General features: G+C 41.5%; 24 protein-coding genes. 9 read left to right on the top strand and 15 right to left on the bottom strand.

Annotated elements, in window-relative coordinates; genetic code table 11:
- Nucleotides 1-36 precede the first annotated feature (36 nt).
- The 4 genes from ACYCS5_RS17985 to ACYCS5_RS17970 all read right to left on the bottom strand — a co-directional run bounded on the left by ACYCS5_RS17985 (nucleotide 37) and on the right by ACYCS5_RS17970 (nucleotide 4,905).
- Entirely contained in the window at nucleotides 37-462 is a 426-nt protein-coding gene (locus ACYCS5_RS17985; RefSeq protein ID WP_039270457.1) for a MarR family winged helix-turn-helix transcriptional regulator, read from the bottom strand.
- Nucleotides 463-994: 532 nt separating this feature from the next.
- Complete coding sequence (locus tag ACYCS5_RS17980) at nucleotides 995-2,476, bottom strand: glycoside hydrolase family 32 protein (protein WP_459759877.1); 1,482 nt, start codon at nucleotides 2,474-2,476, stop codon at nucleotides 995-997.
- A gap of 11 nt (nucleotides 2,477-2,487) precedes the next feature.
- On the bottom strand, nucleotides 2,488-3,723 hold the full coding sequence (locus tag ACYCS5_RS17975) for an MFS transporter (RefSeq protein ID WP_029515908.1): 1,236 nt from the start codon (nucleotides 3,721-3,723) through the stop codon (nucleotides 2,488-2,490).
- Between the two features lie 198 nt (nucleotides 3,724-3,921).
- Entirely contained in the window at nucleotides 3,922-4,905 is a 984-nt protein-coding gene (locus ACYCS5_RS17970) for a LacI family DNA-binding transcriptional regulator (protein ID WP_029515909.1), read from the bottom strand.
- A 129-nt stretch (nucleotides 4,906-5,034) separates the two neighbouring features.
- On the opposite strand from ACYCS5_RS17970, the gene ACYCS5_RS17965 reads away from it, so the two are divergent.
- Nucleotides 5,035-5,196: a hypothetical protein gene (locus ACYCS5_RS17965; protein ID WP_250273189.1), complete on the top strand. Its 162-nt coding sequence runs from the start codon at nucleotides 5,035-5,037 to the stop codon at nucleotides 5,194-5,196.
- Nucleotides 5,197-5,642: 446 nt separating this feature from the next.
- Nucleotides 5,643-6,215, top strand: coding sequence for a DinB family protein (locus ACYCS5_RS17960; RefSeq protein ID WP_165148181.1), 573 nt, complete (start codon nucleotides 5,643-5,645; stop codon nucleotides 6,213-6,215).
- 235 nt (nucleotides 6,216-6,450) lie between these two features.
- Here the strand turns inward: ACYCS5_RS17960 and ACYCS5_RS17955 are convergent, their stop codons facing one another.
- From ACYCS5_RS17955 to ACYCS5_RS17940, 4 genes are all read right to left on the bottom strand, one after another.
- A complete protein-coding gene (locus ACYCS5_RS17955; RefSeq protein WP_080658577.1) occupies nucleotides 6,451-6,624 on the bottom strand; it encodes a DUF3970 family protein in 174 nt (57 codons plus the stop codon).
- 6 nt (nucleotides 6,625-6,630) lie between these two features.
- Complete coding sequence (locus tag ACYCS5_RS17950) at nucleotides 6,631-6,909, bottom strand: 3'-5' exonuclease (protein WP_080658578.1); 279 nt, start codon at nucleotides 6,907-6,909, stop codon at nucleotides 6,631-6,633.
- 325 nt (nucleotides 6,910-7,234) lie between these two features.
- The gene (locus ACYCS5_RS17945) at nucleotides 7,235-8,569 is read right to left on the bottom strand and encodes an erythromycin esterase family protein (RefSeq protein WP_069010912.1); all 1,335 of its coding nucleotides are present in this window, start codon (nucleotides 8,567-8,569) and stop codon (nucleotides 7,235-7,237) included.
- Nucleotides 8,570-8,650: 81 nt separating this feature from the next.
- Entirely contained in the window at nucleotides 8,651-9,808 is a 1,158-nt protein-coding gene (locus ACYCS5_RS17940; protein WP_459759876.1) for a serine hydrolase domain-containing protein, read from the bottom strand.
- A 1,093-nt stretch (nucleotides 9,809-10,901) separates the two neighbouring features.
- Between ACYCS5_RS17940 and aiiA the strand changes: the two genes are divergently transcribed.
- From aiiA to ACYCS5_RS17915, 5 genes are all read left to right on the top strand, one after another.
- Entirely contained in the window at nucleotides 10,902-11,660 is a 759-nt protein-coding gene (gene aiiA / locus ACYCS5_RS17935) for a quorum-quenching N-acyl homoserine lactonase AiiA (protein ID WP_318627612.1), read from the top strand.
- A gap of 14 nt (nucleotides 11,661-11,674) precedes the next feature.
- Nucleotides 11,675-12,997 (top strand): MFS transporter, encoded by a 1,323-nt coding sequence (locus ACYCS5_RS17930; RefSeq protein WP_069010908.1) that lies wholly within the window; start codon nucleotides 11,675-11,677, stop codon nucleotides 12,995-12,997.
- Nucleotides 12,998-13,042: 45 nt separating this feature from the next.
- Nucleotides 13,043-14,431 (top strand): Asp-tRNA(Asn)/Glu-tRNA(Gln) amidotransferase GatCAB subunit A, encoded by a 1,389-nt coding sequence (locus ACYCS5_RS17925; RefSeq protein WP_069010907.1) that lies wholly within the window; start codon nucleotides 13,043-13,045, stop codon nucleotides 14,429-14,431.
- 29 nt (nucleotides 14,432-14,460) lie between these two features.
- On the top strand, nucleotides 14,461-14,652 hold the full coding sequence (locus tag ACYCS5_RS17920; protein WP_069010906.1) for a hypothetical protein: 192 nt from the start codon (nucleotides 14,461-14,463) through the stop codon (nucleotides 14,650-14,652).
- A gap of 158 nt (nucleotides 14,653-14,810) precedes the next feature.
- Nucleotides 14,811-15,422, top strand: a complete 612-nt coding sequence (locus ACYCS5_RS17915; protein WP_069010905.1) for a TetR/AcrR family transcriptional regulator — start codon at nucleotides 14,811-14,813, stop codon at nucleotides 15,420-15,422.
- Nucleotides 15,423-16,484: 1,062 nt separating this feature from the next.
- Here the strand turns inward: ACYCS5_RS17915 and ACYCS5_RS17910 are convergent.
- The 6 genes from ACYCS5_RS17910 to ACYCS5_RS17885 all read right to left on the bottom strand — a co-directional run bounded on the left by ACYCS5_RS17910 (nucleotide 16,485) and on the right by ACYCS5_RS17885 (nucleotide 22,777).
- Nucleotides 16,485-16,736, bottom strand: coding sequence for a hypothetical protein (locus ACYCS5_RS17910; protein WP_069010904.1), 252 nt, complete (start codon nucleotides 16,734-16,736; stop codon nucleotides 16,485-16,487).
- Nucleotides 16,737-16,871: 135 nt separating this feature from the next.
- The gene (locus tag ACYCS5_RS17905) at nucleotides 16,872-17,060 is read right to left on the bottom strand and encodes a hypothetical protein (protein ID WP_141695469.1); all 189 of its coding nucleotides are present in this window, start codon (nucleotides 17,058-17,060) and stop codon (nucleotides 16,872-16,874) included.
- 629 nt (nucleotides 17,061-17,689) lie between these two features.
- Entirely contained in the window at nucleotides 17,690-19,261 is a 1,572-nt protein-coding gene (locus tag ACYCS5_RS17900) for a glycoside hydrolase family 32 protein (RefSeq protein ID WP_459759875.1), read from the bottom strand.
- A gap of 97 nt (nucleotides 19,262-19,358) precedes the next feature.
- The gene (locus ACYCS5_RS17895; RefSeq protein ID WP_029515922.1) at nucleotides 19,359-20,978 is read right to left on the bottom strand and encodes an ABC transporter substrate-binding protein; all 1,620 of its coding nucleotides are present in this window, start codon (nucleotides 20,976-20,978) and stop codon (nucleotides 19,359-19,361) included.
- Nucleotides 20,979-20,996: 18 nt separating this feature from the next.
- Nucleotides 20,997-21,878: a carbohydrate ABC transporter permease gene (locus tag ACYCS5_RS17890; RefSeq protein ID WP_029515923.1), complete on the bottom strand. Its 882-nt coding sequence runs from the start codon at nucleotides 21,876-21,878 to the stop codon at nucleotides 20,997-20,999.
- Between the two features lie 14 nt (nucleotides 21,879-21,892).
- On the bottom strand, nucleotides 21,893-22,777 hold the full coding sequence (locus ACYCS5_RS17885; RefSeq protein WP_230584986.1) for an ABC transporter permease: 885 nt from the start codon (nucleotides 22,775-22,777) through the stop codon (nucleotides 21,893-21,895).
- A 506-nt stretch (nucleotides 22,778-23,283) separates the two neighbouring features.
- Between ACYCS5_RS17885 and ACYCS5_RS17880 the strand changes: the two genes are divergently transcribed.
- Entirely contained in the window at nucleotides 23,284-24,318 is a 1,035-nt protein-coding gene (locus ACYCS5_RS17880) for a LacI family DNA-binding transcriptional regulator (RefSeq protein WP_029515925.1), read from the top strand.
- Nucleotides 24,319-24,340: 22 nt separating this feature from the next.
- Entirely contained in the window at nucleotides 24,341-25,336 is a 996-nt protein-coding gene (locus ACYCS5_RS17875) for a carbohydrate kinase family protein (RefSeq protein ID WP_029515926.1), read from the top strand.
- A 239-nt stretch (nucleotides 25,337-25,575) separates the two neighbouring features.
- Here ACYCS5_RS17875 and ACYCS5_RS17870 read toward each other — a convergent pair whose 3' ends face one another.
- Nucleotides 25,576-25,818, bottom strand: a complete 243-nt coding sequence (locus tag ACYCS5_RS17870; RefSeq protein ID WP_069010903.1) for a hypothetical protein — start codon at nucleotides 25,816-25,818, stop codon at nucleotides 25,576-25,578.
- Between the last annotated feature and the right edge of the window lie 134 nt (nucleotides 25,819-25,952).

Below are 25,952 nucleotides of genomic sequence, written 5' to 3'. Positions count from 1 at the left end.
AAGGAAACTAAGAACGATATACACAGGTCGCAAAGTCTAAAACAGCTTTTGCGTAAGATTTTGAAATTGTGACTTCACTCCATCTTTCTGAAGTTCTGATTGTAACACCTGATTAAAGGTTTGAAGTGCACGCTGGAATTTATTTTCACCAAATTCCGTAATCCGAGTATACACACCTCGTCGATCATCCTCGCATGTATGTCTTTGTAAAGCCCCGCAGTTTTTGGCTTCCATTCTCACTACGAGTCTCGATGTCGCACTTTGACTTAATCCCACCAATTCTTGAAGTTGCTGCAGTCGTAATTTTTTTTCCTCGGAATTGGATATAAAACCTAAAACATAAAACTCCTTCAAAGATAAATCATAATTTTGTAGCAGGGCTTGTTCTAACTTATCATTTAAAGTGGAATGGATGTGAGACAAAGACAACCATACATCCAAAAGTTCGTTTTCATGTTGCAAGTTTAGACCACACCATTCTATATTGAAGTATTTCCAGTAAGTTTATCCTATTGTAACAAGCTTAAATGGAATGGTCAAAACCCATAACCTATTTTGAATATTACAATCCGTCGTCACCGAACCAGCATGCAAATGCAGCATAATGATTCTCGTTTCAGAGTGTCGATTTTATTGACAGTAGTCCACCCTAACTATCTTCCTATGTACATACATTGCTGCAATTAAGCTTATATAATGTGAGAAAGTGAAGATAGCAAAAAACAGGTCAATCATGGTGATATCTAACCATAATCGACCTGTTGAATGTAAAGGAATAGCATTTTCAAAGTGAGCGGTAACAACATCATGACGAAATGGAAGAACAACGTAGATCGTAGCAAAAGGAAGTCAGACAACCAATTTTCACATGTAGCCTTTCAAAAAGACGACACTGCATATCCAGTATCGTCTTGTTAGTGTTATTTTCAAGATATATATAGGTTCCATATCCTTTTACTGTATACATAATATGAACTGCAATCTTTTCATTGAGTTATTCAGCTTGCCATATATCTTTCAATTTCCAATATGTCAGCCCATTTACTAGCGCCTCTCCACCCTCTGTTATGATTTCTATGCCTAGCAATTTCTCACCCGGATAGATGCGACTTGTCATCGTAGCTTGCCCTTCATTCGCAAACATTTCAATGGATGAACGATCCAGATATACATGCAATGTCAGCTGTCCCTCAGCATTGAAGGCTGTTTGACGTACTCCATCTGTCTTTTTACCTGATTTAGAACAATTAAGCATTAGTTTCTGCTCCGGAATAGAATATGTGATAACCGTTTCTTCTCGACCTGTTCCACGAAACTTCAAGCCTACCAGGTCTGCACTTGACTTCGTGAGGTCGAACACTACCTTAACTTCAAGCAAGTCTTCTTCAACTTCCTTGAAGTAACTTCCAGAAATAGCGCCATATTGATACAAAACATGTTTACTTTGACGAAGTAACTTCATTTCTTCAACTGGAGTCATCAGTACTTTATTATTGTCACCCAACGTAATTAAACGTGGGATCGTCATTGCTCCACACCAGCCGTCTGCTTTCGTCGGCATATCCGATTCCCACATATCCATCCAACCAAGCGCTATGCGGCGACCTTGATCATCTAGAAAAGTTTGAACAGCATAGAAGTCATGACCATTATCCAACTCGATGAACTCTCCATGCTTATATTCATTATTAGCATAATTATATTCGCCAACATAATATCCCGTCTGGAACAAGTTATTGTACTTATCTCCTTGCGCATCAATACCTTGTGGGGAGAACATAAATATATGCTTACCGTTCAGTTCAAAGAAATCAGGGCACTCCCACATGAAGCCCATATTCTTATCTCCCTGCAGAAGCACACCATGATAGGTCCAAGTCCTAAGATCAGGAGATGTATATAGAATAACACGCGGCAGATCTTCTTTCGTGCTGTTACCTAGGATCATGTACCATGTATCCTCATGCTTCCATACCTTCGGATCACGGAAATGCTGTGAGCTATCAGTCGGAGGTTCAGCGATTACGGGATTCTGCCTTAGTTTTGTAAAATGAATGCCATCTGTGCTTACTGCCACATTTTGATTTTGGAAAAAGATATTGTTTGGTTGATCAATATAGTGATGACCAGTATAGATCAATGTCAGTTCGCCGTTATTATCTACTGCGCTTCCTGAGAAGCAACCATCAAGGTCACACGCATCTCCAGGCGCTAATGCAATCGGACAATGCTCCCAATGTACAAGGTCTTTACTCTTCACGTGGCCCCAATGCATTGGGCCCCAGTTCTCATCATAAGGATGATGCTGATAGAAGGCGTGATATTCACCTTTGAATTGAATTAATCCATTTGGGTCGTTAATCCAGTTTGCTGGTGCCATAATATGATAACCTAATCGGTACCGCTTGTTCATTTTCGCTTCTGCCTGTTTCAATGCTTCCTCAGCTTGCTTCGTATTGTTATTATATGTGTTCATCTTTCTTCCTCCTATGCTGTTTCAATATGCTTGTTAGGCTTGGGATCCAGCTTTTTCGGTTCTTTCTTTAAGGTAAAGATTGAGATTGTTGTAAAGACAAATACGAAAACACCCATAATCACGTACGTATTTGCAAAACCTCTAATGTCATAAGACATACCGGCGATTGGCGAGAAGATCGAAGCTCCTACCTGACTCATAAACTGGAATCCCACCAGATACAAGATCGAAGACAGACGCGTATCGAAATTTGCAGCCAAGTACTTAAATACGGAGATCAGCATGATTGGCAGTTCCAATGCGTGAATCAATTTCATAGCTGAGATTCCATAAGGTCCAATAACTAAGCCTGAACCCATGATCCGGAACGCCATCAAGAACCCTGCCAATATTAGACCCTTTTTTGCTCCAATTTTGTTGACAATGAAAGGCGCTAAGAACATCATGCCTGCTTCCAAGAACACTTGTAGGGAATTTAAGTAACCGTAAACTTGATTGCCTAATGCAACCGTTGAGAACGTCGATGAAAAGTAATTCGGGAACTGCTGGTCATACACATTGTAAATACAGGTAACACCAAGAACATATAAAATGAAGAACCACAAATGCTTATTTGCAAACAAATGGCCGATTTGCTTAAAGTTAACGGATTCTGCTCGCTCCATCTCGGAATCTGTCATTTCAACTTTAATTGTCATCATAATGATAAACAGAACGACAGCAGATACTGATGCAATCCAGAAGTTAATGTTAGGGTTGATATTAAAGAGCTGACCAGCGAAAAACGTTGCTGCTGCCCAACCTAGCGAGCCCCACATACGAGATTTTCCGTATTCAAAGTCATATTTTCGGCTGACTTTCTCGACATAAGATTCGATGGCTCCAATCCCTGCCAAAAAAGAAATACCCAAGTATAATCCACCTGCAATGGCACCGAGAAATACATTGTATTGAAGTAACGGCCCATAGATAAAGATATAGAAAGGACCAACAAATAAGAGCAAAGAACTGATTAGAAATAAAATATGCTTCTTTAATCCGATTTTATCAGATATATAGCCATAAAGCGGTTGCATACATAGCGCAAAGATAGCGTTTACAGTAAAGATAACACCTGTTTCAGCACCATTCAGACTGATTTCTTGCCCTAGCCAGATGGAGAACAATGAATAACTTGCTGACCAAGTAAAGAAGAAAAAGAAAAAATAGGCACTTAGTTTCCAGTACATGCTCTTTGACTTTCTCATATCGAACGCTCCTCAAGTTGAACATTTAATGTAAATGAAAGCACTTTCGTATTTACAGATCGATTATATGTCAACCGCTTTCATATGTCAACCGCTTGACATATTTTCGAAAGAAAAAGAGCTCTCCTCTTGATTTCAATTACTCTAATAAGGATAGCTCCACCTTCTATCACAATGCTGAAAACTATGGAAACTGTATTAAGCCGTACTAGCTTCAATCAGTTTCACTGGTAGATAGGTTTCTCGCGGGACATCACTGAATCCACCTTCAATTTCTTTAATAAGTAACTCTATGGAAGATCTCGCAATCTCCTGTATTGGTTGCTGAATTGTCGTTAATTCAGGGAGAAGATTGCGGGTTGTTTCTGTTCCGTCATATCCAATTACGCGAATATCTTCAGGAACACGTTTTCCTCTTCTTCTTGCTTTAGCAATAAAAGACGCAGCCACCAAGTCATTACTCGCAAACAATCCATCTACTTCAGGATGTTCATCGAGCAAGCGTTTAATCGGTTCGTCGTGATTCTGTTGGTGGAAGGGATCATGTACTTCATAGGTAATTGCCTTTCGACCATACTGCTCCATCACATCTTCATATGCTTTTCTTCTTAAGCTTGCTGGTGTTTCCAATTCAACAGGGCCATTTATGTGTAAGATATGCTTGCACCCTTTTTCAATAAGTAGTTCTGACGCCAGTTTTCCACCCATATAATTATCCGATCCTACAACTGGGATTGAATCGGATAGGAAGCGATCGATCGCAATGACGGCAATGTTCTTCTGTTCATAATTTACGATACCCCGATTGTGTGTACCAACGATAATACCGTCAACTTGATTTCGCATAAGCATATCCACATATGATTCCTCTTTATCCAGCTGATTCAAACTGTTACAAAGCAACAGCTTATAGCCTAATGACGCACAAATATTCTCTATATGAAAAGTCAGCTCTCCGAAAAATGGGTTGCTTGTAGTTGGAATGATTAATCCAATCAGATTTGTTCGTTTACTAAATAATGACCGAGCCACATCATTTGGAAAGTAATTTAGCTCTTGCATCGCTTTATGAACTTGATCCTTCGTTTCTTGACTGATATAGCCACGATTATTAAGTACGCGAGAAACCGTAGTCGGTGAAACTCCTGCTAATTGTGCAACATCGTTAAGTTTTGGTTTCATTGATTCTCCCTGCCTTCTCTCCATGCCATATCTCTAATTTTTTTCATTTTAACATGGTTAAATGTTAAAAAACATGCTTGAGCATTCTTATGGATTATTCTTCAGATTTGTCTCCCTCTAAGAATCTCCTTGGCGACAGAAGAACTGGTCAAAGAAGACGCTAAAAAACAAGGATATGATAGCGAATTTGTTGATTATTACATCATAGAAATGAGCAAAAATCCTCCTGAAGAAGCTTACACCGTATTGCCTGCGGCTGTAACCATTTCGTCGAATCGTGCCACTGCTTAATAGGCTCTGTCATAAGATCATTTCAATTTTAATGATAATGGAAAACTAAAGCCTAAGCAGTCTCATTTCCCCAGATGCATGTCAGATGATAATTCAACGATCATTTTCATAATTAATGGAAACTCATTGACTCGAAGTTGTACTACTTCTTCATTGTCAATTGTTAGCGAATAATAATTTTTTAGACTAAACATTAAAGAACTAGACTGAGATAAGTTATAGACTGGCGACGCGCGGCCCGCATGCGCGACTGCAGTTGCGCTCCCCATCTCTTCCGGAATGAAGTCCAGCTTTGCGATCGGCGCGCTAGCGACTGCGCCCGTGTAATTAGAAAATATAGTCTTAGACTGGAAAATAAAGTATTAAAGGTATAAACTACGAATATGCTTTTTTCTTGAACCCTCTCATATGATGAGAGTAATTCAGTATTCGAGGAGATGGTCTTGATGAACAAGAACATAGGGATTAAGGATACTTTGGTAAGGTTCGACGAGATTTCGAAGCATTATGTTCGGGAGCTGGACAAGTATAGTCTGGCGGAACTGTGTCGCAAGCCAAGCGAGAACGAATGGTCGCTTGGGCAAATGTACCTGCATCTGCCTCATTCCACGCTGAACTTGCAGCTCCGTCTTGCGGAGCAGTGCATGGCGCTCGGTGGCGGCAACGAGGAGGGCGACGGGAAGACGGAGGCCGGTCATGCCGTGTTTGAGCAAGGGAGCTTCCCACCGGTTCGCATTCAAGTACCGGCCGACTTGCAATATACGCCCCCACAGCCAGAAAGCAAGGAGCAGCTTGTCGCCAAGCTGGAGGAAGCAAGGCGCCGCATGCATGAGATTGGGGCGTCGCTACAGAACATAGACCCAGAGCGGCTGCAGCGAAAGGCGACTCATCCGGCCGTAGCCTTCGGCGCGTTAAACGCGGTCGAATGGTTCACGATGGTGGAGATGCATTACCGTCATCATCTTCTTCAAAAGGAGCGGCTGGACGCTTTCTTACAAACTGCAGAGTTATTAGGCTAACAGGACACGATAGTTGAATGTTGACCACAACAGCGGCCAGTCTAGGAATTTATTTTCGCGTCCTTATCTGCCGCTGTTGCATTTGTCGGATCAGTCTAAAACTTTATTTTGGACAATAAAGTTGTATACCAAAATCCAATATTTGCAATTTTGATTCTTTTATCAATATATAAAAATATGTACGTTAAAATGGGGTAATACCAGAGAAATTGATACAAACCGCAATTTGTTTCCTCTAAGCTTTTAGAGGCTGATCGTTTGGACTGCTTACATCAACATAAACACGAACATATTCACTGTTTCTGTTCTGATAGGCCTTTGAACGCTTCAGCACTCTGTAATAGTCCTCGAAGTGCTCCAAAAACTGATCAATCTCTTCAGGTATTCCTTCAACCCGTATTTTTAGCATCCTCTTTTACAACTCTTCTTTTAGCGATGAGCTTGGAGCATTTTCAACCATTTCGTTTGTGATTCCGTGGATGGCGGTCGCTTCTTCTGGAATGAGGGATACCGGCTTGATTAACGTTTCAAAAAGAGGATTTTCGTCAAGATCAATAATTGCAATCTCTACGATCTCAGAGTCGCCATCTAAACCGGTGGTTTTCACATCTAAAATGATATATTCTGATTTTCTTTGGCTAACTGAACGGTTCGAGCTTTTTGTATTGCTGCTAGTTGTTTCTCTTATTTTCACAAAAAACCAAGCTGACGATTATAAGATGGACTTTTTCTTGTACAAAAAAGAGTCTGCCCTTGGGCAGACCCGATACAAATGAACAGACTCGTGCAAGTTGTGCTCAGTCAGATTGAACCTGCAGGATAGAGGCTGTTTCAATTCGGATTTATTTTGTTAACTTGATAATAATGTGCTTCTACCCAACATCGTCTCTAATTCGAAAACATTTATTCCATCTAATGATCTTTTAATGGAATAACCTAGCTGACATTTTTTAAACACCTCTATTGACACTTAACACTATCATCAATACAACACTTCGTTAAGCCACATTATTACAAATTTATTGATGTAGTTGAGATGGACTCACTTTTTGAATTTGAACAAGTATATCAAACGTTTTACCTAATGATATATCAACAGTTTTTGGTATAGCAGGGCCTTCTTTAGTTATTCCAGCGAAAATTTGATGTTGTTCGTTTAACCAAGTTTTTGTCACTCCGTTCGCCTTACGTAAATCAATAAAAAATTGATCTTTTTTGACCTGTCCAAAAATGTAATTATAACTGTTTGGATCATCTGATTTTAATATTCCATATGGGCCAAATTCACCATCATTATTATAAACATTATATTGTCCTTTATAAACTGATGTTCCAATAGATACATACCGTTTTCCATAATATTCTGCTAAATGCTGCCCAGCTACTTTAGGGTATATAAATGGAATCATATTTGTTTTCGAAACGTGTCCATTATGTCCCCAAACTATGGTTTTCCCTAAATGTTCTTCAGTCCACTTCGCATTTTCATACATTGCAATATCATGTTTCAAATAAAAATCCGATGGTTTATCAGGGGATGTTCCTCCTAACATTGTAGTAAACTGTTCAATAATACGAGCATTTTGTTTTATCCATGCGAACTCTTTGGATTTTCCGTTCAGATAACTTTTATTTTGTTCCAATAAAGCACTGATTTGTTTAGCATCTGAAATATACTTTTCTTTTTCTTCTTTTGTAAGGCCCTCAAAAGTAGTCATATCCTTTGTTACAGGAATGAGACCTTTTATCTTCTCTTCTACTCTAGGCACAAGATCTGAATTGTTTCTTTTTATATATTCTATTATATTATTATAAACATTCTCGTTTACTGATTGAATGTCCATCCCAATGATACGCACTTTAGATTTATGTTCTGGATTAGCATTATATTGTCGAATCCAACTAAGTAGATCTAACATTTCTTTTGTGTTAAATACAGGTGATAGATGTTGGCTTGGGTTTCCCTTACCAGTAAGAACATATCGATCAAGCTCCAGAGCTCTGTCCCATCCCTCTTCTAAAACTAAGTTGATGAATCCCTTTTCAGATACTAAATAATTAACAATGCGTTGTTTCATTGTAAAAACTTCATGAGCCCCATGCGTAGCTTCACCTAAACCTACAATTGAAGCTGAACCTACCATATTCTTAAGTGGTTTTAAATCATTAAAAGATGCAGTTGGATTAGTTGTTTTTAAAGGCTTTGCATGCATTTCTAACCATTCCGTTATTTGATTTGTATTGTAGGGAGCTGTAACAGAAACTCCTGTTTTCGAGTCTGCATAAGTACTTCCTACAAAATTAGTCAGTATTATAGCAAAAACACCAAGTGCAATAATCATTTTCTTTTTCATAATACCCTCCTAAAATACTTACTTGTTAGTTTTTTGACATGCTCTAAGGAGCCCATTTTAAACCATTTTTTTCCTTTTTTCCTACTTGCTAAATTCAGCAAGTAAAATATTTTTAAATGGATCAGGACTATCAGCTTTAAAGCTGTTCAAATTGACGACCAATGTATGCTTGCCTCCAAGTGTGCCACCAGCAAAAGTGGTAAACCCTAGAACTCTACCTTTGTGTCCCCATATCGAGACACCGTTTGGAAGCTTAGTTTCAAAGATCCCAAGACCATATCCGGTTCCTTCTCTATCTGTAGGAACTGTAGTAAGCATTTGTTTTAGTTGCTGTTCCTTCAGTAATTTACCACTGAGTAAGTAAGAGAAGAATTTGTTTAAATCGTCAGCAGTAGAAATCATATCTCCATCCGAGCTACCTGGGTTAATATAAGTAACGTCTTTTAGCTCACTTGCTCCGTCTAGTTGGAAATAGCCACGGGCATGCTTGGTGCCTGGAATCACGCTTGAATTGCCAGGTAGGAATGTATTTGACAAATCAAGCGGTTCAATAATCCGATTTTCAACCTCTTCCGCATAGCTGTTTCCAGTTACTTTTTCAATAAGGATCCCCAGTATTACGTATCCTGTGTTTGAATAAGACCAACCCTTTCCTGGGGCAAAGTCTGGGGGAAGAGAAATCCCCATCTTTACGAATTCTTCAGCCGTATACGATTTTTTTGTATCCGTATAATCAAAGTCTTTTGAATTTACATAGTCAGCGATACCACTTGTATGATTCAATATCTGCCGGATAGTAATTTGGTTACCATCATATCCGTTTCCTTGAATGACACCAGGCAACCATTTTTCAATGGAGTCGTCTAGATTCAAGCGGTTCTCTTCAGATAATTGAAGTAGAACTGTTGCAATGAATGTCTTCGTTACACTACCAATGCGAAAGCGAAAATCTGTTTTCATTGGTTTCTTGGTGCTCAGGTCCGCTAACCCAGCAGCATAACTCCATGTTTTTCCACCCTCAGAAGTTTTAGCAAGTATCCCAGGATATCCAAGTTGCAATGTATCCCGCATTGCTTCTTTGACGGAATTACGTTCACTTTGAGTGCTTGTTTGTAACGGAGTAGATACATTTTGAATGGACTCCGCTTTTACAATTGAGGTTGGTGTTGTGTATAACAGAGAACTTCCAGCCATTAAAAGGACTAAACCTGTAGATGCAATTTGACAATGCTTTTTCATAAAGATATTCTTCTCCTCTATTCATATTGTATCGGCAGTTATTTGCTGTTTTAGGGCAAGAGTGGATTTGCAATTATCTTTACTCATTATTATTTTCACAAACGCTATTGTGTCCTAACAAACGGTAAATTCCTTTTTTTTCACATGTATGTTAACCCTAGAAATTACTTCTTTTCCTTAAAACACTCTTGTTACTGGTTTGTTTTTCATAAATAGGTCATACCTGTTTCCCCTTTCACGCCTCTTTATTTTTTTATCATACACAATGAAAATCTCCCCTCCTCGTTTATTGTTAATGTGTTAAACTGCCTCTATGATTCTAAGTATTTTTCTGTCACATACAGTAGTGTCAAAATGTCACACTATTAAAAATCCTAATATTATTCGGAGTGAATATCTCAATCCAGATGTCGCTGTCAGTGAAGCTGGTGATTTGGCTGTGTCTTATTCGTATTCCCAGTTGCTCCATAACCTCTCTTACCGGAACTCTTGCCAATCTCACAATCGCTTGCATTTTTCTAGGGGGTAACTCACTCTCGTTGCCAACGTAAAAACACCTCCAAGGTTATCTCCATATCTTACGACATGGCTTGATTCTCTTGAAGGTGTTTTGATTTGTCTCACGTTATGGGATCAGTCCCCTTGATCTACAGTCGAAAAAGGTTCCTTATCTAACTTTACCAATCGATCAAAAACCTTAATTTCAAATCCCGATTCATTTCTCAACACTTCAAACCGGATGTTCTCCTCTACCGCCGGATTGATGGCTGAACCGAAACATTGTTATCTCCTGACTACAATCAATCATTTTAAGCCCATTATCTTCAAACAGGCATTCAGCATATCCTTGTTTTTATAGATTACAACAGTAATCTCCTGTCGTGCTCTCGTTAGCATTTGGTACAAACGCAGCCCCGTTGTTTCTTTGCACTCCACCTAGGCGACATTCTTTAGCTTGGCGTATTGTTGCAGGTGTAAGGCTTTTGCCGATGCCCAACCGCCGATGACAAATTGACATCGGACAATTTGTCCGATATAATCAAAACAAAACGGACAAACTGTCCGAATTTATAATACGAAGGGTGAAACTGGGATGCATATCAAAAAATTGTATTTTTTATCTGTAGGTGAATGTTTCCTAGATCAATCGGCAGTTAATCGAACCCTTGCCCCCGGGAAATTAGTCGGAATGCCTGTGTGGTCTTTTCTATTGGAAACGACCAGCGGGCCGATACTCATCGATACGGGAATGCCCGACGCTTTTATCAACAATCCCGATTACTACAAGGGGACTAGACGTGAAGGGCGCGTCGTCCCCAACATGTCTGACGACGACTCGATCGTAAATGTGTTAAAGCGTGTCGGTTATCGACCTGACGATATTCAAATGGTCATTAGCTCCCATTTACACTTGGATCATTCTGGGGGAAACGGGCATTTCCGCAATACGCCGATCCTTATTCAAAGGGCAGAGTATGATGCGGCCATAAACAATGAGGATTACTCTCCATTAGAGTGCAGGCTGCCCGATTTACAATATCAAATCATTGAGGGTGACCATGAATTGATTCCGGGGGTTCAAATTTTATTCACTCCGGGTCATTCCCCTGGCCATCAATCAGTCCTTGTCACAACGGAAAAGTCGGGTCCAGTGCTACTGACAATTGATGTTGCTTATACTCGGGAGAACTTCGAGAATAGCGTACCGTTCTTGACATTCGATCAAGAGATGGCTGCCAAATCGATTACTCGCATGCAGGAGTTAATTCAGGATGTTCGGCCGTCCTATGTTTTCTTGGGACACGATAGAGATCAGGCGCAAAAATGCCGCACCTTTCCTGACTTCCTGTAATGGAGAGACAGGCTATGGATACTCAATCAATGGCTTTATCCGGCAATGAGCGGAAATTAATGGGGACACTTTGCTTGCTCATTATTTTCGGAAACATCAATATGACCATGTTTAATTTGTCTATACCTTCGATTTCCGCTGACTTTGCCCTGACCTCCTCGCAGGTGAGCTGGGTTATGGTCGGTTACAGCATTTTGATGGCTATCGGCGCCGGTACTTACGGCAAGTTAACGGAGTCCTTTTCCTTTCGCCAGCTGTATGTCATTGGTTTAATCCTTTTAGCTTTCGGCTCTATGATCGGCTTTTTTGCAGCTTCATACTTGCAAGTCATCATTGGAAGACTACTGCAGGCAGCAGGGGCCTCATCCATCTCTCCCCTGTCTTATGCGGCAGTAACCCTGTATTTTAAGCCTACAGTCAAGGGACGGGTGCTGGGAACCTTATCCGCCACAATTGCCTTTGCTTCCGGCTTCGGGCCTGTGTTCGGCGGTTTCGTAGAGCAATACTTTGGCTGGCGTGCTTTGTTCATCGTGTCCAGTCTGAGCCTATTTGTTATCCCTTTGATATTCAAGTATGTTCCTGACAAGAAACACGACCGCGGTTCATTCGATTTTCTCGGAGCTGTTTTGTTCTCCGCGGGACTGGCGTTGGTATTGCTAGGGGTTACGAACTATTGGTTTATGCTCATTGCAGGAGCAGCAGTTCTTCTATGGTTCGGTACTCATATTCAGAAAAAAGAACATCCATTTATCGATGCATCTTTCATGAAAAATGCTCCTTACCGACGAATTCTAGGGATTGGATTCCTTACCTTCGTATGCAACACGGGGTTAACCTTTACTCTTCCTGTCATGATGAAGAATTCCTTTCATTTACCAACTAGTAAAATCGGTCTGCTGATGCTTCCCGGTGCCGCCTGTGCAGCCTTGCTCGGATCCCGGATCGGAAGTTGGACAGATCGTTTCGGAAGCTCCCGTGTGCTTGTCATATCGCAAAGTCTCGTCATCAGCGGATTTATACTACTGGGGGTATCCGTACATTTGCCGCCATGGATCGACGCTTTATTGATCATTATCCTTATGATTGGATTCAACGGTGTCCTCACCTCTAGCAGCAATTTAGTTTCGACGACACTCCGTTCGGCTGAGTTGGGTGTGGGGATGGGTATTTTCACACTGGCCTATCTCCTAGGCGGAGCATTCGGCCCTGCGCTGGTCGGCCGACTGATTGATCTAAAGATGCCTTTTTCTGTTGTTTATTTTACCATTTCCCTGTTGGCAATCCTGACATACTTATTCGCAAGAAAAGCAAATCCTAGCGGAAGCTATGGTAATTAGTTTAGTAGACTTACGACATGTCCGAAAGATACGGAGGATGAATAGATGAGTAAATTAAATTTCCAACTGTCCTTTGCTGCTATTCATGAGCTGGCCGAGAGGATCCGTACAAGGAAAATATCCCCGGTAGAGATTACAGAACATGCGCTTCACCGCATCGAACGTTTGAATCCGAAACTGAACGTTTTCGTTACCCAAACGTCCGAACTGGCGTTTGAACAAGCGAAGCAATCGGAACGCGATATTATGCATGGTCGGTACAAAGGGCCCCTTCACGGGATTCCCATCGTTCATAAGGATCTATATTACACTAAAGGGATCCGAACAACTGCCGGTTCAAAAATATTGAACAGCTTCGTCCCCGATTACGATTCGACGGTTGCAGCTAAGCTACATGAGGCTGGAACAGTTCTGCTAGGCAAAGTACAGACTCACGAGTTCGCTGCGGGATTGACAACAACTAGCCCACACTTCGGTCCTTGTCTCAATCCGTGGAACACTGAACTTGTAACGGGAGGTTCAAGCGGCGGCTCGGCTTCTGCCTTAGCGGCTGGACTTACTTATCTGGGCACAGGCTCGGATACCGGAGGTTCGATCCGCATACCCGCTGCTTTGTGCGGTGTCGTAGGGATGAAGCCGACGTACGGTCGGGTCAGTCGGTATGGTATCATTCCAATGGCCTGGTCATTGGACCACTCGGGTCCGTTGACCCGCTGTGTCATGGATGCGTCCCTGTGCTTGGATGTGATGTCTGGCTTCGATCCAAAGGATGAATCGACTGTCGATCTGCCTGCGCCAGGTATCAAGATGTATCCGAATGGTCTCAGGGGTGTGCGTATCGGATTGCCGACAAGCTACTATTACGAGGATTTGATGCCAGAAGTGGAAGCTGCGATGAAGGCCGCTATCAATAAATTCCGAGAACTGGGAGCAGAAATCATCGAAGTTAGCCTGCCCCTGATCAAACATGTTAGAAGTGCGACGATGGCCATTATGATGACGGAAATGTACTCGTACCACGAGAAGTGGCTTGAGACAGAATTGGAACAGTATGGACCGGACGTCCGAATGTTTCTTGAAAGCAGTAGAGATATTCCGGCTTCCATTTACCTTCAGTCTCAGCGGGCCCGGCAACTAATTGTCAATGATTTTTTGAATGCATTGTCCGGAATCGACATCTTGTTGACGCCGGCAACACCGATCACTGCGCCGCGTGCAGATGATGAAGCTAGTGTATTCAGATTGAACTCATTTACGGTTCCGACCAATTTGACTGGCTTGCCTAGCTTGAGCATGCCTTGCGGCTTCTCACCTTCCGGTCTGCCGATTAATATGCAATTGATTGGCCGCCCCTTCGAAGAAGCGACAGTACTAGGTATCGGCAATACTTATGAAATGAATACAGACTGGCACAAGAGACATCCGGATTTGTAAGCCTGACTATATTTGATGGAGGGTAATCTATGGATCAAAAGCAACTTAACTCTGAAGTTAGCAGGAGAGCATCAACCGAAACCGGAACAGATACGACGAGCGACAAGAAAAAAGCATACGAGCAGTTTATTCATACGATCGCAAGTTTAAAGGAACTGGACCTATCGGGCATTGAACCGCATTTGCCTCCAATTTACAAAAAGCACTATACCAAGAGATAAAAAAAGCTCATCGGTCACCCAAATGAATGTATTTTTAATTTTTCACGAAATGTATTATAATTATGAAGACGGACAACATGTCCTATACACGAAAAACGGACATATTGTCCGTTTTTCGTGTTAAATAACAGTTAAATTAATGATGAAGGGAGATGTTTATGGTGAATTCAGAATCGCAATCTGTCTCTCTGAAAATTCCCAGAGAGGAGTTAAACCGAAGACGAATTTTGGCGGCGGCTAGAGAACTTTTCATCAAAAAAGGCGTTGACAATGTCAATATGCATCAGATTGCGAAGACTGCTGGAGTAGGACAAGCAAGCCTATACCGCCGCTACTCGGATAAGGGCGACATATGTCAGGAGATCGCGTATGAAGAATACCAACCTTTGTTTGATGAAGTTCAAGCATTTCTTGATCAATCCCCAGAAACCGCTGCCTTGGACCGGCTTTACCATGTAATCGTAAGATATGTCTCTTTTTTAGAGGCGAAAGTTCCTTGGCTCTGTGAGGTCAGCCGGGCCTCAACCGGGCATCGTCCGTTACAATCCCCGTTATGTCAATGGATGCGCAATATAAGCAGAAATCTGCTAAATGAGGCCGTTGAGCAGGGAGACGTATCCGGGGTGGACATTTCATATACTATTGAAGCCCTGCTGGCCGTGCTTCACAATATCGATTACCATCTCCAAGATGAGGGCTTTACAAGCCAACGAGTTCTTGATGGATTACACCGCATATTTATTGAAGGTTTAAGAGCTAATAGACATTAATTGAGGGGCTGGCCACAAAGCCACATAACATGGATGAGGAATAGTCCTGCGTAACTCCTCTTTTTATCTCATAATGGTATATTGAATGTACAAAGAAACCATATCCTTTCAAATGGTCGGGTGGTACCTCCATTTTACCCAGGAACGGTTTCTTATTGTTTTACAATTGGAGAACAGGACGTCCCTAGTCATTTTTATGACTTATGGGACAACCCTTTTTTTCTGCCAATGGCTGCTACGCGAATTGTCCGGATCGGACTTCCATGGCACGCTCTCCTTATTCGGTCTTCTTATCATCAGCAGCGCTCTTTCGTCTACTTCCTGTAGGCTTCGTAGCAGCAGGCTTAGTAGCCTGAGAATCCATGGAGAACAAGCAGGTTTTCATCTTATGTATTCCAAAATTGCAGTTGAAGAGATTTGTACAACACTTGGGGATTTTATTAACTCATCTTCCAAACTCCACGTCCAACTTCTCCAATCCATAACCAAACCACCTTTACGAAAAGTATCAATTATGATCGTAATTTGGATTCGATATCGATAATACCATATGTTAACATTTATAGGATATATAGAGTAAATAGAAACACAAAAAACCAATAGAAACAAGGGGCTTTGTTTCTACTGGTTTAAAAATGTCTCAAACATATACCCAAAAATGTCTCGGTTATCAACCAAATCAGTCTCAATTATTACCGTTACTCACTGTGTGGTGTCATAATTAATGAGAATATCCACATTGCTTAAATGCATAAAAATACATCCACTTGTATACATTATTTTACCATCGAGTAACCCTAAAGATACAAAAAAGGGCACAAAAAATGCCGGTTGGCAACTTTCTTTGTTCAACATATATTTATGAATCTCGGTTAATCCTTCACCGATCGCTACAATATACTTCTCATTTTCTTTTTTATTCTCCGTTTCAAAATGGATATAAAAAACATATGCAGTTCCATCATTAAATACAAAGATGCAGTAGCTGGTAAATCTTCAATTAATTTAATTTTTGAGTCTGTTATGAGGTATACAATATTGTTTGGATCATAGAGGTACCAGTCATCTCTCATCACTTACGATATATCCGTTAACTTTTTTATAGCCAGCAGCCATTTTCTCCTTATAAGCTTCATCACGTAGTCTTTTTATTCTTTCCTGTTTTAATACCTCTCTAGCTGCTAATTTTAGTTTATTGTACCTTCTATTGAGTTTATCTAACTGATAGAATGCAAACACATTGCTAAGCTTAGGCCTTTCATCGAGAAGGGTTAATAACTTAGGAATTGTGACTGAACTGTAAAACTGCCCCAAACTCTTTGGATCTAGCTCTTAGTTTTCTTCTGTATTCTGTTCTTTGCGTTCTAAGAGTATCTATCTCTTTCAACAGTTCAACTTCACGTCTAGCCAGATGGTTTCTTTCAGTTTCAACTTTAGTAATATTTCTTTTCAGAGGCTCTCTGAGTTATGCCCGATGATTTCTTTCATCACCAGCAAATTTTGATTTAGATCTGCTGTAAAAGGAACGACTAGTTGAGGTATTTCTTGTTTCATGAAACTTTTTTTGATCAAAGCTGAACCAGTGTAAATTTCTCCCGTTCCCTGTATGCAACCATTGAAATACTCTTGATACTCCAAACGGAAGAGCAAATGGGAAAAAAGTTCCTAACCATATATCCGGTTTAATAAGATAAGTTAGTACCTTTTGCAGAATGATGACGGTCTCACCCTTTCATGAAAATCAAGAAATTCCATATTTGCTAATTTAGCATACCCAGCCCCATTATTTTAATTCAAACGCTTAATTGCCCTTGTCTTAACACGAGACAATATCATTTATCTGTAAAACAAAAAGCCGCCAAATTGGCGACTTCATAACCACTGCAAGTTCTTGTCCCGAACTGAGAACAAGAACTAGGTACCCCCTTGGGAAAAGAATATGATCTTATTGTCAATCATCATATTATTATAGGTAAGATGCAAGGAAAGATTCTTACGCCCTCTTACCACTGTAAAACTATATTATGAAATTCTCCGTGTTAGTCTTTCGATTTCTGCTAACTTCTAAGGATACGAACCCCCGGTACGGTTGTGAGCCGACGGGAGGTTACGTGTCCAGGCATAAGATAATACTTTAATTAGTTTTGGAGACCAGTTTAGATACGGATATAAGCAATCGGGCTGTAACCATTTCGTCGAATCAAGCCGCTGCTTAACGGGTTCTGTTGTAAGAACGTTTCAATTGGAATGATAATCATAACTACTGTCTAAACATTCTCATTTCCCCAAATGCTTACCAGATCATTGATCTGAAGCGACACGACCCTCAGTTCTCCACCAATGGCGTAGAGTTCTAGTCCCTTACTTTCGAAGTCCGGGAAAATCATGTCTGAAATGATTGTTTTTCCATGATTGCCGAAGACTTCGACACTTGACCAATCCAGATAAATGCTCAACTGTATCCTCTCATGCTCTGGCTTCATAGTGGCCTTGTGTATTGCTGTGAAATCTGAATGAAAATCAGTGGCGCTCGACTTCGTCCGATCGACGAACAATTCCTCATTCGAGATATTATATCCGATGATCGTCTCCTGATTGGCGGACTTCCGTACTTTAAACCCGAATTCCATAGCAGTACCGATTTCAAATTCTGCAATAATTTCTGCCTTGGCTGCGGAAATATCAGACAACACGTTCATATCTGGCTTAATCGTCAAGTCTTGTAGAGACAAAATCGGTTTTCTTAGCTGACTTAATTCATTTATGGGTGTTTGGATTAGGCGAAGTCCCTCGGGATAAGTCCTTAGCTGTAGCTCCCGGGGAATTGATGTCTTGCCACGCCATTCCTTTGAAGGAAGCGTGGTAGCATAACGCCAATTATTCATCCAGCCGATCCAAATCTTTCGTCCGTCTTCGTTCGAAATGCCATTCCAGGACACGGCCGCGTAAAAGTCTGATCCATAGTCTACCCATTTGATAGTATCGATGGATTCCAACGCTTCATCTGGCGTGAACGACTTACCGTCAAAGTTGCCTACAAAATACATCATGCCAGAACCGCCTGCCGGTGGTTCCGGATCGTCTGGATTCACACCATTTCTATCCCCGACGCTTAGCATCAGAATCCACTTCGTGGTATTAGGATCCTCATCCACTTGGATTCGAAATATATCAGGACATTCAAATATCCCTCGGTGTATATGTGGAATGTCGGAACCGAATTCGCTTGCAAAAGACCATTCTTTCAGGTTTGGAGATGTGTAAAATTCTACACGGTCCCTTACGGCAAGAACCATGATCCACATTGATGATTCATCATGCCAAATCACCTTCGGATCACGAAAGTCTAGCGTGTCCGTTGGAAATAAAACCGGGTTACCTTCATATTTTGTCCAGGTTCGACCTTTATCCTTGCTGTAAGCAATGCTTTGCACCTGCGGTTTTCCAGGCTGAGCCTTGTTGCCCTCATTTGTATAAATGGCCACCAATCCTGATCCTTCCTCTTTGAAAAGTCCGCTGGTATTGTTCTTATCCACCACCGCACTCCCCGAGAAGATCGCTCCGTCCTCCCCAGGTGGAATCGCTGGTGGAAGCTCAGTCCAATGCACTAGATCCTTGCTTACCGCATGCCCCCAATGCATGTTGCCAAAATCAGGCTGCGTATCATGGGGCGTATGCTGGTAGAACAGGTGGTATTCTCCTTCAAAGTAAACCATGCCGTTGGGATCGTTCATCCAATTTTTCTCCGGTGAATAATGAAATTGAGGCCTGTACGTCTCACTATAGTTACTTTTTCTCTTTCTGCCGCTATAGTTGTCCGTTAGGTTTAATTCTTTCATAGTATCCGCTCTCCTCTTGATTGTTGATAAGGTATTTAACATAATAATTTGAGTTGCTCGTTTGCAAATGAATTTGAAATACTACCATTTAAATGTTTCAGCTTTGATCTTTGAGATATCTGTCATAGCCTTTCTGTTTGATTTCCAGCCATTTATCTAGCCCCAGTCTGGACAGCTCGGCTTTATATTCGGCCCATTCTTCTTCCACTTTACCCGTCTTGATCCATTCCGCCCGCTTGCGGTTAACGTAAGCAAACAAATCGGTTTCCAATGTGGAGATCTGCTTCTGATCCTCCAGAGAGAAGAAGACTTTCGGGAAATTATGGTCAGCCTTCATATAAGGAACGAGTCTTTCCTTCATGAGCTTAAGCCGTCCCACTGCATCATCGGGCTTAGTCGTAACCGTTCCGTAATACTCGTCAAGAATTGCTAATGGACCACCGATGTTCGTTTTTTGCCGTAGCTCGACAGGGGCCGTTCCCTTAAGCGGAAGATGCTTCAGCATATGACTCGCTTCATCGTATTCAAAAATGTTCTGCTGAGTTTTGTCGCCGTAGGTACCCCAGTTGTCTTGCACGGACTGGATAGGATCATACAGCTGGTCAATCCATTTTGCCGTAAGCTCGAGATTTTGGTTGTCACTGGTAATCACCATTCTCCCCCGGTCAAAGCCGAGATTGTTCGTGCGGGTCACATTGACTTCACCGCTTGGTCCGGCGAGCGGATTCATCAGTTCATATTTATCGTTGTCTCCTGAAATATTCGCCTTATCCCATTGGAAGTAGAGGCCATATCTTTCACTCTGACCTTTGGCTAGATACGTGTTATAATCCTGCTCGAATGATTCCTCGTCGATCAGGTTCAGTTTATACAGCTCATTAAGATATTTAATCCCCTCTTTGTAACCGTCCTGATCGGCAGTGAAGACCACTTTCCCCTCATTGGTCACTACCGTATGATCGCCGTTGTCCCCAAGACCGAATGATCCGAACAGAAAATTCAGGTCCTCATTGCCGTTATTGAGCATAAAGGACAGCGGGATTTCATCCGCTTGGCCATTTCCGTTAGGGTCGCCATTTTTAAATGCGAGCAGAACTTTTTTTAAATCCTCGGTGGTTTTTGGCATTTTAAGTCCCAGCTTTTTCAGCCACTCCACATTGATCCATGGCATGTCGTTTACAGAATGAATGCTCTCCTTCTCAGAACCCAGTTCTTCAATCCAAGGAAAGGCATAAATGTGCCCGTCCTGTGCGGTTATCATGGATCTGTACTCAGGCGCTTCCTTTAATACCTTCTGCAGATTGGGCATATATTTTTGAATCAAATCCTCTAAAGGGATAATAGTTCCATCCTTTCCGAGGTTCAACAAATCGTAATCGGAATATCCGGCATCCAGTATGGCATCTGGAAGATCTCCACTGGCAACAGCAAGGTTTCTTTTTTCAATGAAGGAATCGGAGGTGAAGTTGGTAAAATCGATATGCACCCCTGTTTTTTCTTCCAGTCTTTTATAAATCAACTTTTCATTTGGATCGGAAGGTGCCAGCGGCGAGCTTTGAGTCATAAAATGCAAAGTAACTTTCTCTTTAAGCGGCAGAGTAACATTTTCCAGCTTGTAATCTTCGGATGCCGCAGAATTATTGCCCGAACCGCCGCATCCGGCAAGCAGTGAAGTAGAAAGTGCCAACACAGACAAGGTTAGTAATGTTTTTTTCATCTCTATTCCCCCGATTTGTTATTTGATCGAACCTACCATGACACCCTTTTCGAAATACTTCTGGAAGAATGGATACATGACAATCAAAGGCAAACTTGATATGACAATGGCAGAGTACTTAATCATTTCAGACAATTTCTTAAGCTCCGCTTGTGCCATCGCATCGGCAATCATGCCGGGCTGAACCTGATTCTGTATCAAAATGGAGCGCAGTACTAGTTGAAGCGGAAACAGCTTCGGATCATCCAGATAAATCATGGCGTCGAAATAAGAATTCCACTGTCCGACAAAAGCGTATAAAGCTAGAACAAAAATAATAGGCTTGGAAAGCGGCAGGACGATTTTAAAGAAAATACTGAGCTCGGAAGCTCCGTCTATACTCGCCGCCTGGAACAGTTCTTTCGGAAGTCCCTGGAAATAAGTCTTTGCCAGAATAATATTGAATACGCTGATCGAGCCGGGCAGAATAATGGCCCAGACCGTATTCAACATGCCTAAATCCTTAATCACCAGATAGGTAGGAATCAGACCGCCACCGAAAAACATCGTTATCAGGAAAAAGATCATAATGGACCGTTTCCCTACCAACTCTTCAACCGCAAGCGGATAAGCCGCGAAGACGGAAAATAATACGGTTGCGAACGCAAAGGCTGCTGAATAAAAAATAGCATTAAAAAAACCGCGGATCATGGCACTGTTGCTTAGGATTTTGGCATATCCCGTGAGTGTCCAGTCTGATGATGTAATGGCAAACCCTTTGGTAATCAGGGTATTTGGAGTTAAAAAGGACGAAAGCACCACATAAACCAGCGGTAACAGAATAGCGAGAACAAACAAACCAAGTAGAATATAATTGATGATGAGCAGAATCCGGTCCTTCCCGGTGTAATGAATATCCATAAATACCTCCTTCTTTAATACAGCCCTTCTCCTTCGTTCAGCTTCTTGACGACGGTATTTACGAAAATCAACAGGAATACATTAATTACGGAATTGAACAACCCGATTGCCGTAGAATAAGCATAATCGCCGGATTGCAACCCCACCTTGTATACGTAAGTCGCGATGATTTCCGAGGTAGGTGTGTTCAGAGCCGTCTGCATTAGGTAAGCCTTTTCATAGCCGATCGACATAATACCTCCTGCAGCGAGAATGAACAGGACGGCCATGACGGGTTTAAGAGCTGGCAGATCAATGTGGAAGATTCTCTTCATCAATGAAGCACCATCAATTGTTGCAGCGTCATGCAACTGCGGGTCCACATTGGCTAAGGTGGCCACATAAATGATAGAGGACCAGCCCGCTGTTTGCCATATACCAGACAAAATATATACCGTTCGGAAATAGGCAGGATCAGTCATAAAAGCAATCGGCTTGCCGGTGAAGGTTGTTACCAAAGCGTTCACTATTCCAGCTGGCGATAGAAAAACAAACAGCATACCGGCAACAACAACAACCGAGATGAAGTTAGGTGCGTATACAATAAGCTGAATATTCTTCTTGAACTTCGCTCCTCTGACCAGATTTAGCATTAAGGCCAGAATGATGGGTACTGGGAAGCCGAGAATAAGACCGTAAGCGCTTAATTTAAGCGTATTCATTAATATGTCATAAAAATTTGGTGATGAAAGAAACCGCTGAAAATGTTCAAATCCAACCCATTCGCTGCCGAGGATGCCTTTTCTTGGGCTGAAATTTTTAAACGCAATGATCGAGCCGTACATGGGAACATACTTGAAAATGACGGTAAGAATTATGGACGGAAGCAGAAACAAATACAATATATAATTTCGAAGCATATAGCTTAACCAATGGTTTCTTTTTTTTGTTTCTGAAGCCTTTAATCCCCTTTTTTGAACGATCAAATTTGCCAATATTTTCCCTCCTACTGTTCACGGCTTGTTATACGACACAAAATATAAGCCATGTTATGTCATCTCTCTGACATAATTAACCAAGATGTTTTTCAAATACTTGCTTGTAATATCCACACCTCCAACAGAACGAGAATTTTACACATTCCCAAAATGAATGGGCTTACAATTTACATTTGAACATATTTCACTCTTACAATTTATCAGATGTACATTTAATTAGTCAATATAATTCGGGTGAAAAATTCATTCAAAAAGCGTATTTCAAGATAATTATAATGTTTTTAGCAAAAATACATCAAAAATACACAATATAAATAAACAAACGTAAACCTTTATTGTTCATTTGAATAAATACATTGTTAAAAACATGAAAATACTATATATTTAGAAATATGAAGAATCTTAATTCGGAGAATAAGGTGAACAATATGACGAGAAAGTCAAAGGTTACGATACAAGATATCGCTGATGCCTTGGGAATTTCCAGAAACACTGCATCCAAGGCGCTTAATGGAGTGGAGAGTATTCCCACCGTTACTAGGGACAAGGTGGTCAAAAAAGCAATGGAGCTTAAATACAAACAATTTTCTTATATGGAAACAGCTTCTGAAAAACAAGGCAATATCGCACTTTTGACCTGTAATCTTCCTAATAGCTCACACTTTGGATCTTTGTTGATCAGCGGACTGGAGAAGGAAATCAGCAAACAGGGCTATACTTTATCCATTTATTTTGTCCGTGAGAATGATATCAATTCGATGACCCTACCCGGCAATTTTGAACCTTCGAATGTGGCTGGCATTTTCTGCATCGAAATGTTCAGCAAGGAATACAGCAAGCTGATCACAGATCTTTGCATCCCAACCATTTTTATTGATTGCGCTGCGGATATGATGTATCCAGAATTGAAGGCGGATCTGGTATTAATGGAAAATGAACACAGCACATACTGTGTTACCCGGAAATTAATCGATCATGGCTATGAAAGCTTCGGTTTTGTAGGCGATTACAATCACTGCAAAAGCTTCAATGAACGCTGGACCGGATTTAATAGGGCCTTAGCAGAAGCAGGAATCGCCGTAGATCCTGCCCATAGCATTGTAGCGCCTGACCGCAACTTCTTTATAGAGGAGAACTGGATGGAACAGCAGTTGGATGCTCTGAGGGAGTGTCCCTCCGTCTTTATTTGCGCCAATGATTTCATTGCCATCAACGTGATCAAATCTTTAAAAAACAAAGGGATTAAAGTCCCAGAAGATGTTGCTGTCTGCGGGTTCGATGATGCTTCGGAATCCCGGGTTGTCGAGCCTCATCTTACAACCGTGCATATTTACAGTAGTCAGATGGGTATTATTTCAGCCGAAATGTTATTGTCCAGAATCAAAGACAATACCATGCCATACCGAGTGACTCATGTTGCAACGGATATCGTATACCGGGACTCGACCCCTGTTCTAAACTAAATCTACCAAGAGGTGAATCAAAGTGAAAAATGACAGAACGGTTCTTTGTGTGGGCGAGTTGCTCATTGATTTTTTCTGCACGGATATTGATGTTAATCTTGCCAAGGGTCAGCATTTCTCCAAGCAGGCTGGAGGTGCTCCGGCAAATGTAAGCGCAGCCGTAGCCAAACTCGGAGGAAAAGCGTCATTCTTGGGGAAAATCGGTGCTGATCCCTTCGGTATCTACCTGAAGCAAACGCTGGAGGAGCAGCATGTGGATACTTCCATGCTTCTTTTTGATCCGGAAACACCGACTACACTGGCCTTTGTTTCCCTTGCCGCTAACGGCGAACGAGATTTCGTATTCAACCGCGGAGCTGACCGTCAGCTGTCTCTGCAGGACATTGATAGAGAATGGACTCGACAGGCTGCCATTCTGCATTTTGGCTCGGCAACGGCCTTGCTCGCCGATCCTTTCCGGGAAGCGTATTTGTCTTTATTGGACGAAGCGAAAGCCAATGGGCAATTTACCTCCTTTGATCCCAATTACCGGGGGGACCTCTGGAAAGATAGGCTGGAGGAGTTTATAACATTGTCCAGAAGAGGAATACACAATGCGGATTTCGTAAAGGTAAGCGAAGAGGAATTAAATATCATTACGGGGCTGACTGACCGCAATGCTTCATTGGATCTTTTGCATGGGTTGGGAGCCAAAACGGTGGCAGTTACCTTGGGGAAAGAAGGTACTCTCATCTCAAGCGGTACCTCCCGTTCGCTAATCAGCAGTATTACTGTTAAATCGATCGATTCTACCGGTGCCGGTGATGCCTTCGTCGGAGCTATGCTGTATCAAATCAGCCAGCTGAGTCAGCCCAAGGCATTTACCTCCGATTGGGAGCAACAGCAGGAATTTATAACACTTGCCAATCAAGTCGGCGCTATCGTGTGCACTAAAGTTGGAGCGATTGCAGCCTTGCCATCGTTGGAAGAAGTTAAGCATTTCATAGAGCAACAGGGTGAAACAAAAATCGAACTGTAAGAACAGCAAAGGTGTCCCGACGATCCTAGGGTCGCTGGCACCTTTTTAGTTATTCCTTGGAAAGTGAAGTGAGGAAACTAAATCATATCAAGGGAGTTTAATCAAAAGGAAACTACTACTATCCTATGTAGTAGCTCCTTGTATTTAAGACAGACCAAAATATTTTCGATTGCCGATAATATTCCATTTTTATTTGACTCAGATGTTTTCATAAAACATTTTAATTCACATTGCTGTGCTTATTGTAGGTAGTGATTTGAAGCTTTAACAACTGTATTTAGTGTTTCACTTCTTGTACATTGTGGATCAAATAAAACAGGAAATAAATCCTCCATGCCTCTCAGGTGATCTCGATCTAAATACTCTGATCGAATTAGTCCATCTTCGGCAAACACAAAGAAAACCTGGTTGTAGGCAGAAATTCCTCTTAAAAATGCTGGTTCCATAAAGGTATCGACGATAATGGGCTTCTTTTTACCCATTTGTTATAACTCTAAAATAATGAACTCAACACTTTCATCAAAGACCGAAGAACCATTGACTCTATCGTTCCCACAACCTAAGAAAAACCACTCCCAATCGATAAAGTGACTTAAAATTGCCGGATGGTCCTGAG

The sequence above is a fragment of the Paenibacillus sp. SEL3 genome (genome assembly GCF_054602585.1).
Note: the sequence above shows the minus strand (reverse complement) of the source record. Positions and strands in the feature narration are given on the sequence as shown.

What these genes read in the sequence shown, in the direction of transcription:
- ACYCS5_RS17945 (WP_069010912.1), bottom strand. Translation starts at nt 8,569, where the DNA reads ATGAAAAAGAAAATGATTATTGCACTTGGTGTTTTTGCTATAATACTG.
- aiiA (WP_318627612.1), top strand. Translation starts at nt 10,902, where the DNA reads ATGCATATCAAAAAATTGTATTTTTTATCTGTAGGTGAATGTTTCCTA.
- ACYCS5_RS17975 (WP_029515908.1), bottom strand. Translation starts at nt 3,723, where the DNA reads ATGAGAAAGTCAAAGAGCATGTACTGGAAACTAAGTGCCTATTTTTTC.
- ACYCS5_RS17885 (WP_230584986.1), bottom strand. Translation starts at nt 22,777, where the DNA reads ATGCTTCGAAATTATATATTGTATTTGTTTCTGCTTCCGTCCATAATT.
- ACYCS5_RS17925 (WP_069010907.1), top strand. Translation starts at nt 13,043, where the DNA reads ATGAGTAAATTAAATTTCCAACTGTCCTTTGCTGCTATTCATGAGCTG.
- ACYCS5_RS17890 (WP_029515923.1), bottom strand. Translation starts at nt 21,878, where the DNA reads ATGGATATTCATTACACCGGGAAGGACCGGATTCTGCTCATCATCAAT.
- ACYCS5_RS17900 (WP_459759875.1), bottom strand. Translation starts at nt 19,261, where the DNA reads ATGAAAGAATTAAACCTAACGGACAACTATAGCGGCAGAAAGAGAAAA.
- ACYCS5_RS17980 (WP_459759877.1), bottom strand. Translation starts at nt 2,476, where the DNA reads ATGAACACATATAATAACAATACGAAGCAAGCTGAGGAAGCATTGAAA.
- ACYCS5_RS17915 (WP_069010905.1), top strand. Translation starts at nt 14,811, where the DNA reads ATGGTGAATTCAGAATCGCAATCTGTCTCTCTGAAAATTCCCAGAGAG.
- ACYCS5_RS17930 (WP_069010908.1), top strand. Translation starts at nt 11,675, where the DNA reads ATGGATACTCAATCAATGGCTTTATCCGGCAATGAGCGGAAATTAATG.
- ACYCS5_RS17870 (WP_069010903.1), bottom strand. Translation starts at nt 25,818, where the DNA reads ATGGGTAAAAAGAAGCCCATTATCGTCGATACCTTTATGGAACCAGCA.
- ACYCS5_RS17955 (WP_080658577.1), bottom strand. Translation starts at nt 6,624, where the DNA reads ATGCTAAAAATACGGGTTGAAGGAATACCTGAAGAGATTGATCAGTTT.
- ACYCS5_RS17920 (WP_069010906.1), top strand. Translation starts at nt 14,461, where the DNA reads ATGGATCAAAAGCAACTTAACTCTGAAGTTAGCAGGAGAGCATCAACC.
- ACYCS5_RS17880 (WP_029515925.1), top strand. Translation starts at nt 23,284, where the DNA reads ATGACGAGAAAGTCAAAGGTTACGATACAAGATATCGCTGATGCCTTG.
- ACYCS5_RS17940 (WP_459759876.1), bottom strand. Translation starts at nt 9,808, where the DNA reads ATGAAAAAGCATTGTCAAATTGCATCTACAGGTTTAGTCCTTTTAATG.
- ACYCS5_RS17970 (WP_029515909.1), bottom strand. Translation starts at nt 4,905, where the DNA reads ATGAAACCAAAACTTAACGATGTTGCACAATTAGCAGGAGTTTCACCG.
- ACYCS5_RS17895 (WP_029515922.1), bottom strand. Translation starts at nt 20,978, where the DNA reads ATGAAAAAAACATTACTAACCTTGTCTGTGTTGGCACTTTCTACTTCA.
- ACYCS5_RS17960 (WP_165148181.1), top strand. Translation starts at nt 5,643, where the DNA reads ATGAACAAGAACATAGGGATTAAGGATACTTTGGTAAGGTTCGACGAG.